Annotated in this window: 16 protein-coding genes and 3 pseudogenes; 11 read left to right on the top strand and 8 right to left on the bottom strand. The window is 71.7% G+C overall.

The features are described from left to right. Window positions 1-21: 21 nt before the first annotated feature. Together IEZ04_RS23355 and IEZ04_RS35060 are read right to left on the bottom strand one after the other, a co-directional pair. The gene (locus IEZ04_RS23355; protein ID WP_189218913.1) at window positions 22-999 is read right to left on the bottom strand and encodes a helix-turn-helix transcriptional regulator; all 978 of its coding nucleotides are present in this window, start codon (window positions 997-999) and stop codon (window positions 22-24) included. Then, on the bottom strand, window positions 983-1543 hold the full coding sequence (locus IEZ04_RS35060) for a hypothetical protein (RefSeq protein WP_229821243.1): 561 nt from the start codon (window positions 1541-1543) through the stop codon (window positions 983-985). The genes IEZ04_RS23355 and IEZ04_RS35060 overlap by 17 nt, the downstream gene beginning before the upstream one ends. Between IEZ04_RS35060 and IEZ04_RS23350 the strand changes: the two genes are divergently transcribed. The 3 genes from IEZ04_RS23350 to IEZ04_RS23340 all read left to right on the top strand — a co-directional run bounded on the left by IEZ04_RS23350 (window position 1517) and on the right by IEZ04_RS23340 (window position 4947). After that, the gene (locus IEZ04_RS23350) at window positions 1517-2725 is read left to right on the top strand and encodes a TRAP transporter large permease subunit (RefSeq protein ID WP_373296348.1); all 1209 of its coding nucleotides are present in this window, start codon (window positions 1517-1519) and stop codon (window positions 2723-2725) included. The genes IEZ04_RS35060 and IEZ04_RS23350 overlap by 27 nt on opposite strands. Before the next feature lie 24 nt (window positions 2726-2749). Next, window positions 2750-2881: a hypothetical protein gene (locus tag IEZ04_RS35645; protein WP_268245687.1), complete on the top strand. Its 132-nt coding sequence runs from the start codon at window positions 2750-2752 to the stop codon at window positions 2879-2881. 869 nt (window positions 2882-3750) lie between these two features. Continuing rightward, a complete protein-coding gene (locus tag IEZ04_RS23340) occupies window positions 3751-4947 on the top strand; it encodes a matrixin family metalloprotease (RefSeq protein ID WP_189218911.1) in 1197 nt (398 codons plus the stop codon). 430 nt (window positions 4948-5377) lie between these two features. Here the strand turns inward: IEZ04_RS23340 and IEZ04_RS23335 are convergent, their stop codons facing one another. Continuing rightward, complete coding sequence (locus IEZ04_RS23335; RefSeq protein ID WP_189218910.1) at window positions 5378-6283, bottom strand: NADP-dependent oxidoreductase; 906 nt, start codon at window positions 6281-6283, stop codon at window positions 5378-5380. A gap of 148 nt (window positions 6284-6431) precedes the next feature. Here IEZ04_RS23335 and IEZ04_RS23330 point away from each other — a divergent pair. Beyond that, window positions 6432-6796, top strand: a pseudogene (locus tag IEZ04_RS23330) (MerR family transcriptional regulator). An 88-nt stretch (window positions 6797-6884) separates the two neighbouring features. Here the strand turns inward: IEZ04_RS23330 and IEZ04_RS35050 are convergent. After that, the gene (locus IEZ04_RS35050; protein ID WP_229821236.1) at window positions 6885-7154 is read right to left on the bottom strand and encodes a helix-turn-helix domain-containing protein; all 270 of its coding nucleotides are present in this window, start codon (window positions 7152-7154) and stop codon (window positions 6885-6887) included. On the opposite strand from IEZ04_RS35050, the gene IEZ04_RS35045 reads away from it, so the two are divergent. Both IEZ04_RS35045 and IEZ04_RS35040 read left to right on the top strand, forming a co-directional pair. Further along, on the top strand, window positions 7117-7392 hold the full coding sequence (locus tag IEZ04_RS35045) for a hypothetical protein (RefSeq protein ID WP_229821242.1): 276 nt from the start codon (window positions 7117-7119) through the stop codon (window positions 7390-7392). The two genes, IEZ04_RS35050 and IEZ04_RS35045, sit on opposite strands and share 38 nt — an antisense overlap. Window positions 7393-7468: 76 nt before the next feature. Continuing rightward, window positions 7469-7714, top strand: a pseudogene (locus IEZ04_RS35040) (hypothetical protein); the annotation flags it as partial. Window positions 7715-7996: 282 nt separating this feature from the next. Here the strand turns inward: IEZ04_RS35040 and IEZ04_RS23315 are convergent. Continuing rightward, window positions 7997-8230, bottom strand: coding sequence for a hypothetical protein (locus IEZ04_RS23315; RefSeq protein WP_189219026.1), 234 nt, complete (start codon window positions 8228-8230; stop codon window positions 7997-7999). Window positions 8231-8417: 187 nt separating this feature from the next. On the opposite strand from IEZ04_RS23315, the gene IEZ04_RS23310 reads away from it, so the two are divergent. From IEZ04_RS23310 to IEZ04_RS23300, 3 genes are all read left to right on the top strand, one after another. Beyond that, window positions 8418-9749: a sensor histidine kinase gene (locus IEZ04_RS23310; protein ID WP_189218909.1), complete on the top strand. Its 1332-nt coding sequence runs from the start codon at window positions 8418-8420 to the stop codon at window positions 9747-9749. After that, window positions 9740-10399: a response regulator gene (locus IEZ04_RS23305; RefSeq protein WP_189218908.1), complete on the top strand. Its 660-nt coding sequence runs from the start codon at window positions 9740-9742 to the stop codon at window positions 10397-10399. Before IEZ04_RS23310 ends, IEZ04_RS23305 begins: the two co-directional genes overlap by 10 nt. Before the next feature lie 145 nt (window positions 10400-10544). Beyond that, complete coding sequence (locus IEZ04_RS23300) at window positions 10545-11471, top strand: CPBP family intramembrane glutamic endopeptidase (protein WP_189218907.1); 927 nt, start codon at window positions 10545-10547, stop codon at window positions 11469-11471. Window positions 11472-12013: 542 nt separating this feature from the next. Here IEZ04_RS23300 and bla read toward each other — a convergent pair. Next, window positions 12014-13000 (bottom strand): class A beta-lactamase, encoded by a 987-nt coding sequence (gene bla / locus IEZ04_RS23295; protein WP_229821205.1) that lies wholly within the window; start codon window positions 12998-13000, stop codon window positions 12014-12016. Window positions 13001-13218: 218 nt separating this feature from the next. Between bla and IEZ04_RS23290 the strand changes: the two are divergent. Together IEZ04_RS23290 and IEZ04_RS23285 are read left to right on the top strand one after the other, a co-directional pair. Then, window positions 13219-13599 (top strand): annotated as a pseudogene (locus tag IEZ04_RS23290) (LysR substrate-binding domain-containing protein); the annotation flags it as partial. Between the two features lie 286 nt (window positions 13600-13885). Beyond that, the gene (locus IEZ04_RS23285; protein ID WP_189218905.1) at window positions 13886-14392 is read left to right on the top strand and encodes a DinB family protein; all 507 of its coding nucleotides are present in this window, start codon (window positions 13886-13888) and stop codon (window positions 14390-14392) included. Between the two features lie 232 nt (window positions 14393-14624). Here the strand turns inward: IEZ04_RS23285 and IEZ04_RS23280 are convergent, their stop codons facing one another. Both IEZ04_RS23280 and IEZ04_RS23275 read right to left on the bottom strand, forming a co-directional pair. Beyond that, window positions 14625-15134, bottom strand: coding sequence for a hypothetical protein (locus IEZ04_RS23280; protein ID WP_189218904.1), 510 nt, complete (start codon window positions 15132-15134; stop codon window positions 14625-14627). 21 nt (window positions 15135-15155) lie between these two features. Continuing rightward, window positions 15156-16226 carry a DNA polymerase III subunit beta family protein gene (locus IEZ04_RS23275; protein WP_189218903.1) on the bottom strand — a complete coding sequence of 357 codons (1071 nt, stop codon included), beginning with the start codon at window positions 16224-16226 and terminating at the stop codon, window positions 15156-15158. Window positions 16227-16454: the final 228 nt, after the last annotated feature.

Below are 16454 nucleotides of genomic sequence, written 5' to 3'. Positions count from 1 at the left end.
GTCTGGCCCCCGGAACGTGGTTCAGCTGTGCAGGGTGCGGGACGGTGATCGTCCGTAGGCGACGCGGTAGAGGATCTGGAAGCGGGCGTCGCAACGGAAGCCCCAGCGTGCGGCGATCCCGGACACGGTGGCGCCGGTGGCCGGATCCGCCGCGCGGAGTTCTGTGTGGACCCGGGCCAGACGGACCTGCCGCAGATAGCCGGTCGGCGTGGTACCCAGACGGCGGCGGAAGGCACCGAGCAGCGCCCGGGGGCTGGTCCGGGCCGCGGCAGCCGTCTCCGACAGCGTCAGCGGCCTCTCGGCGTGGGCCTCGAGGAACCCGACCGCCCGGCGCACGGCGGCGTCGCCGACCTGCCCGGGATTCGGCTGCAGCGGGTCATGGGCGGTGTAGGTGCTGGGAAAGGCCGACAGCGCGGCGGCGGCCAGCATGCGTGCCGCCGCATCCCGCATCAGGCCGGTCGACACCGCCGCACCCTCGTCCAGCAGATGCCAGGCATGGTCACCGGCGGCCCGCCACAGAGCGGCCTCGGCGGGCGCGGCCGGCGCGTACGGCCGCAGCAGCCGCAGCGGCGCCCGGTGGTCGTCGTCCAGACCCGCCACGTCCCGTAACAGGGCCGGGTCGAGCACGGTGACGCGTTGGGCGAGGCCGTCCGCGGAGGACAGGTGGGGCAGGCCCGGCTGGGCCGACACCTCGACGTCTCCAGCGGTGAATCTGCCGCTGCCGTGCGCGTGGTCGATGCCGAGACGGCCGACGACGACCTCCGAGACCAGCAGATGGCTCAGCGGCTCCACGACGAAGAAAACCCTCGCGGGCATGACATGGAAGTCCATGCACAGCTCTCCCGCCAGACGCCGCTCGTGGCGGAAGGACACCCGGGGAACGGGCGGCCGGCTCATCCGGATGCGCGTACCGTACAGGGAGGCCATGACCTCCGCGCCGTGCTCCGCGTCCATGGTCGAGAACACGGTGCGCCGTACGTCGTCAGGTGAATCGTCCACCGCGACCACCTCGCCTTCCCCGCACGGCCGGACACTCCGGAAGGGCGGTCCCGAGGCGGCCCGAGAAGCCCGGACGGTTCGCTGCCGACGTTACTCCCGGCCGCCGGTCGGCTTCCACGCTGTCGGCCAGACAGCGGTCGCGGGCGGTGAGACCGGCGGCGTCCGCTGCGCCGTTCATCAGGTCCGACATCGCGCGCTGCATCCGGTCGGTGCGCCAGGCGGCCCAGACGTCGGCCAGGGCACGTGCGCAGGCGTGGGGCCCCGTGCGCTGCACGTGGATCTCGCGCATGGCCGTGATGCGGTTGAGCAGCCGGCCGAGCGCCGCGGACAGCCGGTCCTGCGGCCCGTCGCCCAGGGCGAGGCGGGCGTGGGCGGCGACCAGGCCCGAGCCGCCCGAGAAGCGGCTGCGCCGGTTCCCGGTGCGGCCACCTTCCCCGAACTGGCCTGGACGGGCCGCAAGGAGGCCGCGAGCCAGAACATCGTCTTCACGGCGAAGGCCTTCACCTTCGTCGGAACGGTGCTGCATCGCGCGGGCGTCATCCACCGGCAGGTCGACATCCTCAGCTCCGTCCTGGGCAGGGTCCGAGGCGGCGCCGGATACGTGGCGACCGTCGGCTCGGCGGCCTTCGGCAGCGTCGCGCACTCGGGCTCGGCGAACGCCGCGACGATCGGGGCGGTCGCCATCCCGTGGATGAGCCGGTCCAACTGGGAGCCGCGGATCGCGGCCACCGTGGTCGCCGGCAACGCGGGCAACGCGGGCAACGCGGGCAACGCGGGCAACGCGGGCAACGCGGGCAACGCGGGCAACGCGGGCAACGCGGGCAACGCGGGCAACGGCACCATCATCCCGCCCAGCGCGTCCTCCTTCGTGCTCATCGGCTCGGCCGCGGTCGCACCCCTGGTCTCGGTCGACCAACTGCTGATGGCCATGTTCGCCACAGCCGGCTGGTGTGCGGCCTGGCGCCTGCTGTGCGTGACGTACTTCGTCCGCCGCTACAAGATCGCCCCCGTGCCGGCCGACGAGATACCCGGCTTCCTGAGCAGTCTGCGCCGCGGATGGACGTCCCTGCTCGTGTTCGTGGCGATCGCCGTGCCGATCGTCCTGACCTTCGGAGCCGGTGGAGCCGCCCTGGCCTCGGCGCTCGGCGAGAGCGCCGTCGACGCCATCGACATCCTGGTGTGGATCCCGGTCCTGCTCGGGCTGGTCTCCGCGACAGTGGGCCGCAGGCAGCTGCCCAGGAGCCGGCGGGCCTGGGCGGAGCTGATGGAGGAGTCCGCGCCCCGGTTCAAGGACATCGGCGCCACGCTCGTCTTCGCCTTCGCCGGCGGCGCCGTCCTGGCCGCGCTCGGGCTGTCCGAGCAGCTCGGCGGTCTGCTCAACGGCCTCTGCGCCCCGCCGCTGATCGCCGCCCTGATCGTGGGCGTGGTCGTCGTCCTGGTGGCGGGCCCGCTCAGCTCCACCGCCACCATCGCCACGGTCGGCAGAGTCGCGTTCTCGGTGCTGGTGACGGCCGGGGTGCATCCCGTGCTCGCCGCCTGCGCCATCCTGACCTTCGCCTCGACCGAGGGCGCATCGCCGCCCGGCGCGTCCGCGATCTACATCTCGACCAGCCTCGCGCAGGTCAACCCGGTCCGCACGTTCGTGCCGCTCATCGTGTTCTACGTCGTCCCGTTCCTGTTCATCGGCACCGCCATCGCCCTCGGCGTGCTGCCCGTCCCGCACTGACCGCCCCTCCCCCGGAGCTACCTGATGTCCCTCACACACGAAGAGAAGACGGCACACCGCAGCCTGCGCCGGCGCACCGCCGTCGAACACCGCTTCCTGCCCGAGACCTACAAGGCCGCCCGCCACGCCACCAAGGCCAGACCCCGCTCCCACTGAGCACACGCTCGCCACTCCGCGGCCCAGGGCCCCCGGCTCCCGGGCCGCACGCGCTTCGCGGCGACCGTGCTGGCCCCGAAGCAGGGTCGACGGGGGGTGAGGCGATTCGCTACGGCTACGGCGGTCGTACAGGCGCGGGACATCAACGGACCGGTCGGCTTCGGCCGGTAGCGGCTGTTGCCTTCTCGATGTCGAGCCGGCCGGGTGACGGGCGCCGACGCCGGCGCCGGCACCGGGGAGAGCCGGACCCCGTGTGCCTATGTCGGGGGGCGGCTGACTCTGCCCACCCGTTGGGGATGGCCGACTGCCCGAGTCACCCGCCCGCCCATGCACCGCACTCAGAGAGAGTCGGGCGGGTCGGCAATGCGCTGTGCGAGGAATTCCCCGCAGCCCCGCAGAGATGTGGGCGGGGTGGCCGGACGGGGAGCAAGCGTCGCGAGCGCATGGCGATGATGCCTGCGAAAACGTTCCGCCGGGGCTTTTCGCAAGTGATAGACCCGATTCCTGGAAACGCTCTGGCCATCTTCGGCTCCACGCAGGACGCTGAGGCGTACCACACTGTCGGGCCGGTATCCGCAATGGGGGTAACTTCAGTAACGCCGGGTGAATGATTACGCCTTTCGGTGAGGCGGCACTCGACAGGCCGGCACGAACTGCGCCACAGGACGTCTCGGCCAGGAGCCGGACACAGTACGCGAGATTAGTTCTACGGTCGGGGAGAAGGAAGCGGCATGGTCGATGAGAAGCGTGCGGCCGACTATCTGCGAGAGTTCGGCTATCTAGCTGAAGACACGGACATCAACTCGCCTTAGGGGCGAGCGGCGGTTCGCGCCTGTCAGGCGATGGCATTGCTGCCTGCTACCGGAGAGATGGACGAGGCCACGGACAAGCTGTTCGAGCGGCCTCGGTGTGGATTCCCCGACCGACGTGGCACCGCCCACCCCGGCCTTGGCACCTTCGTGGCGTTCGGGACCGTCTGGGACCATTCGATCATCACCTACCGCGTCAACAAGCTATCCGATGATATGCCTCAAGACCGCCAACGAGCGCTCATCACCACTGCGCTGGACCGGTGGTCAGCCGTGGTTCCTCTGGTGTTCCGGGAGACGGCCGACACGCCGGACATCGAAATACGGTTTGCGGTGGGCGAACACGACGACGGCAATGCGTTCGACGGTCCCGGCATGGTGCTCGCCCACGCCTTCTTCCCTCCGCCCAACAGTGGCGCTCTCGCCGGAGACGCCCACTTCGATGAGGATGAAACCTGGCAGGAGGGCCTCACTGGCTCCGGTTTCGACCTGTTGACGGTCATGGTGCATGAGTTCGGACATTCCCTGGGCCTCGGCCACACGAATGTTCCCAACTCCACGATGAATCCCTTCTACCCGACGCCGTCAACCCCGGCGGCGGACGACCGCACCGGCATGCGCCACGTATATCGACGTCACATCTGGGTGGCGTCGCTGTATCGCGACATCCTCGGGCGCCGTTTCGACGACGAGGGTCTCGACGGCTGGATTCGCAGTCTCTTCTCAGGAGCCAACCCTCAGGACGTAGCGCGCGGCTTCTGCTACTCGGAGGAACACTCCGGTCAGATCGCAACCGACCTGTACTTCACGCTGCTGGACCGGGCACCGGAACCGGCGGGACTGGCTTCCTGGCGCAGTCAACTGCAGCAGGGCATGGGCAGGCAGTCGGCGATCGTCGGAATCCTCGACAGCGCCGAGTACCGCGACAAGTATCCGTCGGACGACGCATTCATCGACTCACTCTACCGCCGCCTGCTCGCCCGCCCGCCGGATGCCGGTGGATTCGCGGACTGGCAGCAGCGTATGCAGCAGGGAATGCCACGCTACGAAGTCGCGCGCGGCTTCGTGCTGTCCGAGGAATACTGCCGGAACCTCAGCCACAGTCTCTACGAACGCTATCTCCGTCGCCAACCGGACACCGACGGATGGCGATCCTGGACCGAAAGTCTCCGAGCCAGCCTCAATCACCAGGACGCGGTTATCGGGTTCGTGTCCTCGCCCGAGTATCAGGCGGCCGTCGAGCAGTGGTGGGGATAAGCGTCTCACTCCCGCTCGGGACCACGTCGCTCCGTTCGTGAAGGCGGAAGGAGCACGGCTTCGACGCGGCGCCGGCCCCTGTCGGTCTCACCCCGATTCGTTGCCCGGCTTCACGGAATCCGTGCCTGGCGGTGCTGTCCGGTGTCGGCCGCTCAACGGGACGGCGTGTGGCAGATCGTGCCGCAGATGGATCCGCGTGGCCACCAGTCGGTCCACGAACACAGCCGGTACCGGGTACCGGCACCCGGGGCTCGCCTCCGTGCGCCACCGCGCTCCCGGAAGCGCCGCCCCTCCACCGCGGCTGACCACGACCGGGCCGACTCCTCAGCCGGCGACGCCGGACGCGCCACCGAGTCACCCGTGAACAACGGGTGCGTCAGCCGGCTCCCCGCGGCCGAAGCTGCGGGAAGCCCTGAACGGCGGGGCCGGCTCAGATGCGGATCACGATCTTCCCCTGCGTGTGTCCGCGCTCGGCGTATGCGTGCGCTTCCGCGATCTCTTCCATGGAGTAGGTCCGTTCGATGCGTGGTGTGTAGCGGCCTTGCCGGCCGAGTTCGCCCGCTTCGGCGAGGAGCGTGGAGTCGTTCTCCGCGTTGGCCAGATGCACACCCAGGCGCTGGGCGTTGGCGTAGTCGGCGATCGTCGACACGCGAGCAGGGTCGCCCACGATCGCGACGAGGTCGGCCAGGGACCCGGAGGCCGCGGTGTCGAGCGCGATGTCGACACCGTCCGGAGCCAGGGTGGCGAGGCGCTCCGCGAGGCCGGTGCCGTAGGTGGTGGGGACGGCTCCGAGAGAGGTGAGGAACTCATGGTTGCGCTCGCCGGCCGTCCCGATCACGGTGGCGCCCCGAGCCACCGCGATCTCGACCGCGGCACTGCCCACGCCTCCGGCGGCGCCCTCGACGAGAAGGGTGCGCCCCCGCAGGGGGCCGAGTGCCTTCAGCCCGCCCATGGCGGTCACGGATGCCAGACCGGCGCCGGCGGCCTCCTCGTCGGTCCAGGTGCCGGGCGCGTGGGCCCAGGCCGAGAGCACGGCCAGTTCCGCCGTCGCGCCGGTGACACCGCCCAGTCCGAAGACACGGTCGCCGATGCTCACCCCCTGTACGCCCGCACCGATCTCGTCGACCACGCCGACGGCATCACGCCCGGGAACAGCGGGCAGGTCCACGGTGATCACCTCGCGTACCGCGCCGGAGCGCACCTTCCAGTCGACGGGGTTGACGCCGGCCGCCGCAACGCGGATGCGGATCTCGCCGGGCCCGGGATGGGGGTCCGGTGCCTGCTCGACCACGAGGGTCTCCACACCGCCGTACTCGTGATAGCGGACTGCGCGCATGACGTTCTGCCTTTCCACGCGGCCGGGACCGGCCGTTTCAGGGGATCAACGGGGTGAATGCTCGGCGAGCGCCGACGCCCACTACGCTAGAACCTGACATTGACGTCAGGTGCAAGTCGGGCGGGCAGCCCGGACACGGAGAAGGACCGTGCGCATCGGTGAGGTCGCCGAGAAGGCGGGAGTGAGCGTCCGGGCGCTGCGCTACTACGAGGAACAGGATCTGCTCCGGGCCGACCGCAGCCCCGGCGGCCAGCGGCACTACCCCGACACCGCCGTCGCCCGAGTGCGGCTCATCCAGCAGCTGTACGCCGCGGGCCTGCCGAGCAAAGTAGTCCGCCAGGTGCTGCCGTGCGTGGACTCGGGGGAAGCGCCCCGGCACTCCTGGACCGGCTGGTGGCCGAGCGCGTCCGCATCGCGCAGCGAATCACCGAACTGCTCGCTGTGCGCGACCGGCTCGACGAAGTGATCGCCATCACGCGCGCCGCTGATGCCGAGTGCTCTCAGGTCCGGTGAGGGCCACTGCCGCAACGGACATCGTTGCGGTGCCGTGAACGCCTCTCCCGAGTCCACGGCCGGCGCCGTGGACTCCTCGTGCGCCACGTCACCACCACCCGAGCCGCGACAACTGTGTCGAACGTGGTCGTGCCCGTCCTCGTCGAACGCGACCTGCACCGGCATGCGGGCCTGATGTCCGGCGTGCACCCACCATGCTGGTCGGCGAAGGCGCCCTGGCCGCTGGACTCACCGTCCCGCTGTGCGACGGTCCCGGGCTGGACCGGGCGGGCGGTCTGCCGGCCTGGACGTTGGCGAGGTGGGTCTTGACCGTGCCGGTGATGATGGACAGGGCTGTGGCGATCTCGGCGTTGGTCATGCCCTCGGCCAGCAGCATGACGACTTCCTCCTCGCGCGGGGACAGCCGGGTGGCGGGCGCCGGCCGGGAGGAGGAGGTACGAAGCTGTTCCAGGAGCCGCACGGTGATCGACGGGCGCACCAAGGAGTACGACGTGAACTTCCAGACCCAGATCCCCACCGCTGCCGTCCTCGGCCCGGCGCTCGCGGTCTTCGCTCCCCTCGCCCTCGCACGCCGACGAGGCGGCACCCCCGGGTGACGCGGCGGCCCGCTGGCACTCCGGGCCCTGACAGCGCTCTACGCGGCAGGGGTCGCCGCCATCACGGTCTTCCCCTGTGGGTCTACGTCGGCGCATACCGCAACGAGGCACCCCGGACCGGCCAGATCCAGCCGATCCCGCTGCTCACAGCCGGCATCTCCATGATCCCCCATGTCATCATGCTCGTCCCCCTCGGCTTCCTCCCGTCACTGCTCTCCCACCGCTTCACCGCGGTCGCACCGTCGCGCTCTGCGCCCTCGCCAGCCTCGGGATCGAGCTCGCACAACTGCTTCAGTACATCGCCCTCGGCAATGGACGCGCCGTCGACATCAACGACCTGATCGCCGACACCCTCGGCGGCCTCCTCGGCTGCGCCGCCCTGCGCACCGCGCAGCGCACCGCCGCCACGCGCGCCGTACTGAACAAGTCGTCCCCCACCCAGCGCCGTCCGACCGGATGCGGGGCTCCCTGCCGCGATCCGGGCCGGCCAGGGGCGCAGGTGAGGAACCGCGGGCTGTTCTCGAACCGCAGCAGCGTCGCGCCGCGCTGCCGTCGAAGCGGATGGAGAACAGCCGGTCAGACACCCTCCAGGGCACGCGACCGGTCATCGCCTCGCGCGCAGCGCCCGCGCGACCAGCGCACCGGCGGCCAGCAGGATAACCACACCACAAGTCAGGTGGACCGGGAGGTTGTCGTGGAAGGAGGCGACCATGTTGCCGAGGCAGCCGAGTACGACGACGGTCCACAGCGCCGCGCGGACGAAGTCCGGAGCGGTGGCATCGGCCGCACCGCTCGTGTCCGGAGTGTTGGTCGAGACGTTGTGCTCGGTCCGCCGCATGGCTGCCGCCCTTCCTGGAAGCTCCTTGGTCACCGGGGACGCTACGGACGGGGCGGGGGTCCGGGCGATCCAGCAGCTTGCCGGAGGAGAGGTACAGCAGGCTGTACTCTCCGGGCCCGCTACGGACTCGGCGCCACAGCTCCACCGGAGGGGTCCTAGGGTCGTCGGGGTAGGAAAGGGGATGCGGATGACGACGACCCGGAGCAGCACCACGGCTCTCCGAGCAGACCGGGGCACGGGTGGCCGGGGCACGGGTGGCCGGGACACGGGTGGCCGGGACACGGGCCCCCGGGCCACCGTGGTGCAGACGGCCGCCGGGGCGCGGCGGGCTCTCGCCGAGCTGGTCAGCGGGCTCGGTACGGCGCTGGCGGCGCTCGCCGTGCTCCTCCTGCTCGCTCTCGCCGCGGTGACCGTGCCGCTCGGGGTGGGTCTGCTGCTGGCTCCCGTGGCGGTGCGCGCCCTGCACGCGCTGGCCGGGTGGGAACGCGCACGGCTCGCCCGTCACGGCGCCGAGGTGCCGGCGCCCGAGCCGCCGCCCACCCGGCTGCGGACCGCCGTCCTCGACGTCACGACCCAGCGGGAGGCACGCTGGCTGATGCGGCACGCCACCGGCGGACTGCTGCTGGGGCTGCTCGGCCTCCTGCTGCCGGTCGCCGCCGTCCGCGACACCGTCTTCCCGCTGCTGTGGCCCCTGATGCCCGAGGGAACCACCAGCACATCCATCGGGCTGGGAACCGCGCGCAGCTGGCCGGAAGCAGCCGCGGTGACCCTGCTGGGGCTCGGCTGGACGGCCGTCCTCCTGGGCCTGGGCCCGGGGATGGCCCGGCTCCAGGCCGTCCCCGGCCGCCGGCTGCTGACGGCCGGGGCCGGCACCGACCTGTCCCTGCGGGTCGCCGAGCTGACCGCCACCCGTGCCGCCGCCCTGGACGCGCACGCCGCCGAGTTGCGCCGCATCGAACGCTCGCTGCACGACGGCACCCAGAACCGCATCGTCAGCGTCACCGTGCTGCTCGGCGCGGCCCGCCGCATGGTGGCCCGCGATCCGGCCGGGGCCGAGGAGCTGCTGGAGCGCGCCCACTCCGCGGCCGAACAGGCCCTCGCGGAGCTGCGCACCGTCTCCCGCAGCATCCTGCCGCCCGTCCTCACCGACCGGGGCCTCGCGGGCGCCCTGTCCGGACTGGCCGCCGAGAGCCCCGTCCCCTGCCGTACGCAGGTCGACACGGAGCAGCGGTGCGCCGCCTCCGTGGAGGCCACCGCCTACTTCGTGGTCGCCGAAGCCCTGACCAACATCGCCAAGCACAGCGGCGCCCGGCAGGCGGCCGTCACCGTGCGCGTCCGGGGCGGACGGCTGCACCTGCGCATCGAGGACGACGGCCGGGGCGGCGCGGAGACGGGCGGAGGAGGCGGTTCCGGCCTGACGGGCATCCGCCGCCGGGTGGCGGCCCACGACGGTACGATGCTGATCACCAGCCCACCGGGCGGCCCGACCACGCTCGAGGTGGATCTCCCATGCGGATAGTGATAGCCGAGGACGACCCGCTGCTGCGCGAAGGGCTGGCCCTGCTGCTGCGCGCGGAGGGGCTGGACGTCGTTGCCACGGCCGACACCGCCGACGGGGTGCTGGCAGCGATCGACGAGCACGAGCCGGACGTCGCCATCCTCGACGTCCGTATGCCGCCCACCCACACCGACGAGGGCATCCGGGCCGCGGTCGAGGCCCGCCGCCGGCGGCCCGGCACGGCCGTCCTGGTGCTGTCCGCCTACGTCGAGCAGAGCTTCGCGACCGATCTCCTCGCCGTCGGCACGTCCGGCCTGGGTTACCTGCTCAAGGAGCGTGTCGGCCGGGTGGCGGAGTTCCTTGACGCGTTGCACCGGGTCGCCTCCGGCGGCACCGCCGTCGACCCGGAGGTCATCGGCCAGCTCTTCGCCCGCTCCTCCCACGCCGACCGGCTGCAGCGGCTCACCCCCCGCGAACGGGACGTCCTGGCGCTGATGGCCGAGGGGCTCGGCAACCGGGCCATCGCCGAACGGCTCGTCGTCACCGACGGCGCCGTGCACAAGCACATCCGCAGCATCTTCGCCAAGCTCGACCTGTCACCCGCGGACCAGGTGGACCGCCGGGTGACCGCCGTCCTGCACTACCTGGCCGATCCGCAGCGCCGCCCCTGAGCCCGGCACGGCCGACGGCGTGACGGCTTCCGGTACAGCCTGCTGTACCCGGAACCGGGAAGTCCGCGGGAGTGATCGCACCGGTACCCCACTGATGTCCTTGGTGCCAGAGAGAACACGTCTCGAGCGATCAAGGAGATCACCGATGGCCCTGCACCCGCCGCCCGGCGCCACGACCGAACAGCCGCCGCGCCCCCCGGCGCCGCGCTCCGGGACCGGTGGTGCCCGGGCCCTGCTCCGCCGCCGGCCACTCGCCTCGTTCTTCACGATGGCGTTCGCACTGAGCTGGGTCGCCTGGACTCCTTACATCCTGTCCGGGCACGGCCTGGCGGTCTGGGACTTCGTCTTCCCCGGCGGCGTCCTCGGCAGCCAGCTCCTGGGCGTGCTCCCCGGCGCCTACCTCGGCCCGATCGCCTCGGCCCTGCTCGTCACCGCCGCCTGCGACGGCCGCGCGGGGCTGCGCACCTGGGTGCGGCGGATGACCAGGTTCCGCGTCAGCTGGGTCTGGTACGCGGTGGTCCTCCTCGCCGTACCGGCCGCGCTGACGGCCGCCACTTCGGTGCTGACCGGCCAGGCGCCCGTCATGCCGCCGGCGGCGGTTCTGGTGGCCTTCCTGCCCGGCCTGGTGCTCCAGATGATCACCACGGGTCTCGCGGAGGAACCCGGCTGGCGCGAGTTCGCGATGCCGCGGATGCAGGACCGGTACGGGCCGCTGTTCGCAACGGTCGTCGTGGGTGTGCTGTGGGGCGTCTGGCACCTGCCGCTGTTCCTCACCGAGTGGGGCGGCGGCCCGGGCGTCGATCCCCTCTACGTGCTCGAATTCCTGGTGACCGTCATCGCGTTCAGCTTCGTGATGACGTGGATCTTCAACCGCACCGGGGAGAGCATGCCGCTGGTCATGCTCTCCCACGTCAGCGTCAACAACTTCGTCTCCGTGGCCTGGACCGACACCTTCCCCGGCGCCGACCCCGCCTACTCCACCCATGCCTTCCTGCTGAGTTCCCTGGTGGCGGCGGCCGTCATCCTGGCAGCCACTCGCGGCCGCCTGGGCCGCCAGGGCCCGCGCAGCTGACCCGAGTCAGGACGTCCTTCCCGAGGGGCTGGCCTCACCCGATCCGGCAGCCTGTTCCGTCGGCATCGGCCACTTCCGGCGGCGGCCCGAGCCGGCCTCGGACGCAAGCTCGCGGAACACCCGCTCAGACGAGGTACGCGTGCGGGCGCCCCGGTCGATCGGGGTCGGCGTCCGGGGCGGCCGCGCCGCGTCATGCCGAGTCGGGAACGATGGATCGATCGGCTCTCGCGGTGGCCCTGGCGGCATCCGCCGGGCGCGACTGCTCGCGACGCTGCACCACACGCTGTCTTCGACATCGGTGCCGGACCGGCTCCGCACGGACGCGCCGGCCCCGGCCCCGGGGGGTCTCCCAGCTCGGCTCGCCCGGCCTGGCCGCCTTCCACCGGGCGAAGCGGGGCCTGCCGTTGTGTGCGCGGTGCAAAGGACGCGGTCCGTCGGCGGCCGTGGCGGAAGGAAGGCACCCTGAGCGTGCGCCGTGCACCGCTCGGGACGGCAGCCGAATCCCCTTCAGCTCGCGGACCGTGCCACGGTCCGGTAACCGGTCAGAGCCTGCCGAGGGCCCTGGCCAGTGCGGTGGCGGTGTCTGCGATCACCTTGTCGTCGTGGGCGGTGTCGTCGTGGTTGCGGTTGGTGAACACCGACAGGACGATCGGCGCGTCCGAGCCCGGGGGCCAGGCGATCGCCAGGTCATTGGCGGTGCCGTGGTTGCCTGCGCCGCCGGTGCCGGTCTTGTCGCCGACCGTCCAGTCCTCCGGCAGCCCGGCCTTGATCCGGTCGGCGCCGGTGAGGCCGGCCTTCAGCCAGCCGACCAGCCGCGCCCGGTCACCGGGGTGGAGGGGGTCACCGGTGGTGAGTGCGGAGAAGGTCCGTGCGGCCGCCGCGGGGGTGGTGGTGTCGCGCGTCTCGCCGGGCGCCCACTCGGTCAGCCAGGGTTCCGGCCGGTCCAGGCGGCTCGTCCGGTCACCGATGGAGCGGAAGAACGCGGTCAGCCCGCGCGGCCCGCCGATCTGTTCCAGGAGCATGTTGCCCGCGAACCCGTCGGACTTGGTGATCCCGGCGCGGCACAGCTGTGCGGGCGTCATCCCGGTGTCGGTGTACTCGGTGGTCTCCGGCGAGTTCCCGGTCAGCCCGGCCATGTCGGCGGGCTTCCAGCGCACCACCTCGTCCATCAGGCCCGGCTCGCTGGTGCGCGCCCGGTCCAGCACCGCCGCGCACGCGAACACCTTGAACGAGGAGTTGAACGGGAAGCGCTCGCCGGCCCGGTACCCGACCGTCCGGCCGGTCCCCAGGTCGATGCCCACCGCGCCGATCCGCCCGTCGTAGGACTTCTCGAACTCCCGCAGCGTCCTGGTCAGGCCCGAGTCGGAGGAGGCGTCGCCCCGCGCCCGGGTGGCGTCGCCAAAGGCGCTTCTCCCGTCGGCGGCGGCGCTCGTATCGGCGGCGGCGCTCGTATCAGCTGCGGCGCTCGTGTCGCCGGTGGGAGCACCCGCCGCATAGGCGAGGCCGCCCAGCAGCGCCGAAGCGGTCAACGTCGCGAGTGCTAAGCGCAGTCGGAGATGTTTTCTCATGCCGAGAAGGAGACCAGAAAGTATCAGTGAGCGTCCAAGATCGACATGGGGCATGTCGCATATCAGCATGGCTATCGATGGCCGTTCGTGCCGGGCGACGCCGAGACCCGTCCCGGCTCCGGCATGGCTGTGACCGCGGTGCGGATGCGCCGGCACCGGCAGGGCCGGGCCTGCCGGTGCGGGCCCACGCGCCTGGCTGGTACGACCGGATCCTCGACGTGTGCCGCGTCGAGGGCTTCGTTCCCGGTCGCCTTCGCCATGCCTCCAACCCGGAGTTCCCGCTCGCCCTGGTGACGGCGGGGCACGGCATCGCCTTCGGCCAAGGCCCGGTGGCCCGCACGGAGCCCCGCGTCGCCCGGCGCCCCCTGGCGGGCCGCCCCCTCACCCTGCGCATCAGCGGCGCCTGGCCCGCCGGCCGGGGCGCCCACCCGGCCGCCCGCCGCTTCGCCGAACTCGCCGCCGACGTCCTGGCCCGCCACCACACCGCCGCCCCACGGCGCGAGGGGGCCGCCCACCCGCCGGACGACATCCCCCGTCCGTGGTCGGTCGTCTACGGCTGAGCACCTGCGCACCGGCCGCACACCTGACACCCCGCGACGTCGGACCTCCGGTACGGCCGGCCCGACGTCGGCTTCGCCCGCTCCGCCACCATCGAACACGGCCACCGCACCGCCACCTTCCGGCATACCCTCGGCCGGCGAGCGGTTCCGAACTCCCCAGGGGCGGCGGACCGGTGCATCGCCCGCGGACCCAGCAGCCGTAGCGCTTTACCATGCGGTGGGGCCGTCAGCGCAATCTGCGGGCTGCGACGGACATGACCACACGACCAGTACCGCGAGGATCACGATGACAGGCGAACGCATCAGCCCTCCCCCGATCGCGGACGAGCGCGACATGCTCCGCGGCTACCTCGAGTTCCACCGGGCGACGCTCGCCCTGAAGTGCGAGGGCCTCACCGACGAGGAGCTGCGCCGGCAGTCGATGCCGCCTTCGACACTCTCGCTGCTCGGCCTGGTGCGGCACATGGCCGAGGTGGAGCGGTCCTGGTTCCGCCGCATCGTCAACGGCGAGGACATCCCGCTGGTGTGGTCGGACGACTTCGACTTCCAGGCCGCCTACGACGCCCGAGGGGCGGACCGGCAGGAGGCCTTCGACGCCTGGCGCACGGAGATCGAGCACGCCCGGCGCATCGAGGCCGCGGCCGACTCCCTGGAGGTCATCGCGCACGACCGCCGCAAGGACACGACCGTGTCGCTGCGCATGGTCATGCTCCACATGATCCACGAGTACGCCCGGCACAACGGGCACGCCGACTTCCTGCGCGAGGGCATCGACGGAACCGTCGGCGTCTGACCCGCAGGACGCGGCCCGTTCGATGACGGGACACGGCAGGCATGGCGCAAGCCGAGTCCGCCCGTCCAGCCCCGCTCCCCGCGACCAGGGAGTGGGGCTGCCCCGTCCCGAACTGTCGTCACAGGGCAGCTCGGACGGTTGCGGTGCGTTGTCCGCTGCCGGGTTGTCCTCGTCTGGTGCGTCGTCGTGGGTTCGCGGTCCGGCTCCGCGGTGAGCGGCGCGTTCTTGTGCGTCACGCAGCGGAACCGGGTGCAGAGGCTCGCCGTGTGCGATCCCGCCTGGCGATGGCCTCGGCGACCTCTTGGACGGCACTCCGGAGCAGGTCACCGTAGGAATTCCGAGGAAGGCCGGGAGCGTGTGCTTCGGCCGCGTCGATGTGCTCCCCGGCGGCGTCGAAGGAACCGAGTCGGCGGTAGTTGTCGGCGAGGTTGAGGTGCAGGGAGGGGTAGAAGCCGGCGATGTGGAGGCCGGCGTGGTGCTCCTGGGCGCGCTGCTCGGTCACGGCGTCGGCAGCGTCCAGGGCCCGGACGTCCCAGGCCAGGGACTGAGCGGGATCCTCGTAGAGATCTGCCAGGTAGTGAGCGAGAGAGCAACGGTGCAGCGGGTCGCCGGTGACACCGATCGCCGACCACAGGCTCAGGAGCTTCTGGCGGGCGGCAGCGATGTCACCGGCTCGGCCCAAGGTGACGGCCTGGCCGATGGCTTCCATGGTCGGGTCGGGGCCGGCGGGGGTGGTGGTCATGGGTGTTCCTCGTCGTCGTTCTCAGGCGGAGTGGTGGGACTTGACGGGCATGGCCAGGGTGGTGAGGTCGCCGCGGTCGGCGGAGCGGATCGTGACGGGCTGGTCGTCGCCTCTCAGGTCGAGCATCACGTCGGAGCCGATGGCGGTGCTCACGGCGGGATAGAGCGTGGTCAGCTCGAAGCAGATCCGGAGGGCCCGCCCCGTCGTGGTGGCCGGGAGCGGAGTGCCGGGGCGCTCGGCGTCCGCTGACACGACGTCCACTCCCTGGTCCGCGAGGTGCAGCACGACACGTTCGCCGGGGTGTTCTTCCAGAGCCCGCAGGAGCAGGTCCTTCGGGACCGTCACACGGGTGGTGACCTCGCCCAGTGACGCGAGCATCAGCCGATGGTCGGGGAAGTCCCCGGACAGCAACCGGCAGTACCGGTCCTCCCGGTCGGCCACGCGGAGCCAGATCCCGTGCGGCACCGCTTCGAGTCGCACCAGCGCACTGCGGCGGATCTCGGTGACCGCGGCCCGCAGATCGTCGCCGTCGACCGTGCCGGCCCACGTCCGCCCCGGTGGTTCCGTCGGCACCAGGGTGCGGGTGGAGAGCCGGTACCGGTCGGTCGCGGTCAGGGCGACCGCCTCACGACCCGCCTCGATGCGCAGGCCGGCGAGTACCGGCATCCCCGGCTCATGAGCGGTCGCGGTCAGGACCTGCTCGACCGCATCCGCCAGCACGGGCCCCTTCAGCGCCGCGATGGGCCACCCGGGTACGTCGAAGAGCGCGGACTTGATGACAGCGGCCTTCTGCAGTGCCGCGGCCGCATCCCCGACGATTCTCGCGACATGCTCATCGAGCAGCCGGGACGCCTCGTCGGCCCCGGCGTCGAGGACCGCCTCCACAGCGGGGAGAGGCATCGCGAGCTCGCGGAGCCGACGCAGCGCGGTCGCCCGCGCCACCTGGTCGGCGCCGTAGTAGCGGTATCCCGAGACCGGGTCGACCTCGGCGGGGGGCAGCAGCCCGGAGTCGGCGTAGAACCGCAACGCACTGGGGGTCAGACCACTGCGCCGGGCAAAGATCCCGATCGGCATCAGCTCGGATTTCGGCACCTCGCCATCATCGGGCTTCGACCAACTCGAAGGTCAACCTCAACGGGCGGCATCACCAATCTCATGACCGGCGACAACCAGGCCGGTGTGTTGGCATGCAGCGGACCGGCCGGCACGGAATGCCCGGCTGTCGCACCCGCCGCTCCGCCCATGTCACGCCGTCCGTCGCCGACCTGGTGGAACGCAGCTTCACCCGGTCCGCCCGGGACCAACTGCGGGTCACCGACA

The organism is Streptomyces ruber (assembly GCF_014648075.1).
GTDB classification, from domain to species: Bacteria; Actinomycetota; Actinomycetes; order Streptomycetales; family Streptomycetaceae; genus Streptomyces; species Streptomyces ruber.
This window is presented reverse-complemented; position numbering and strand designations above follow the sequence as displayed.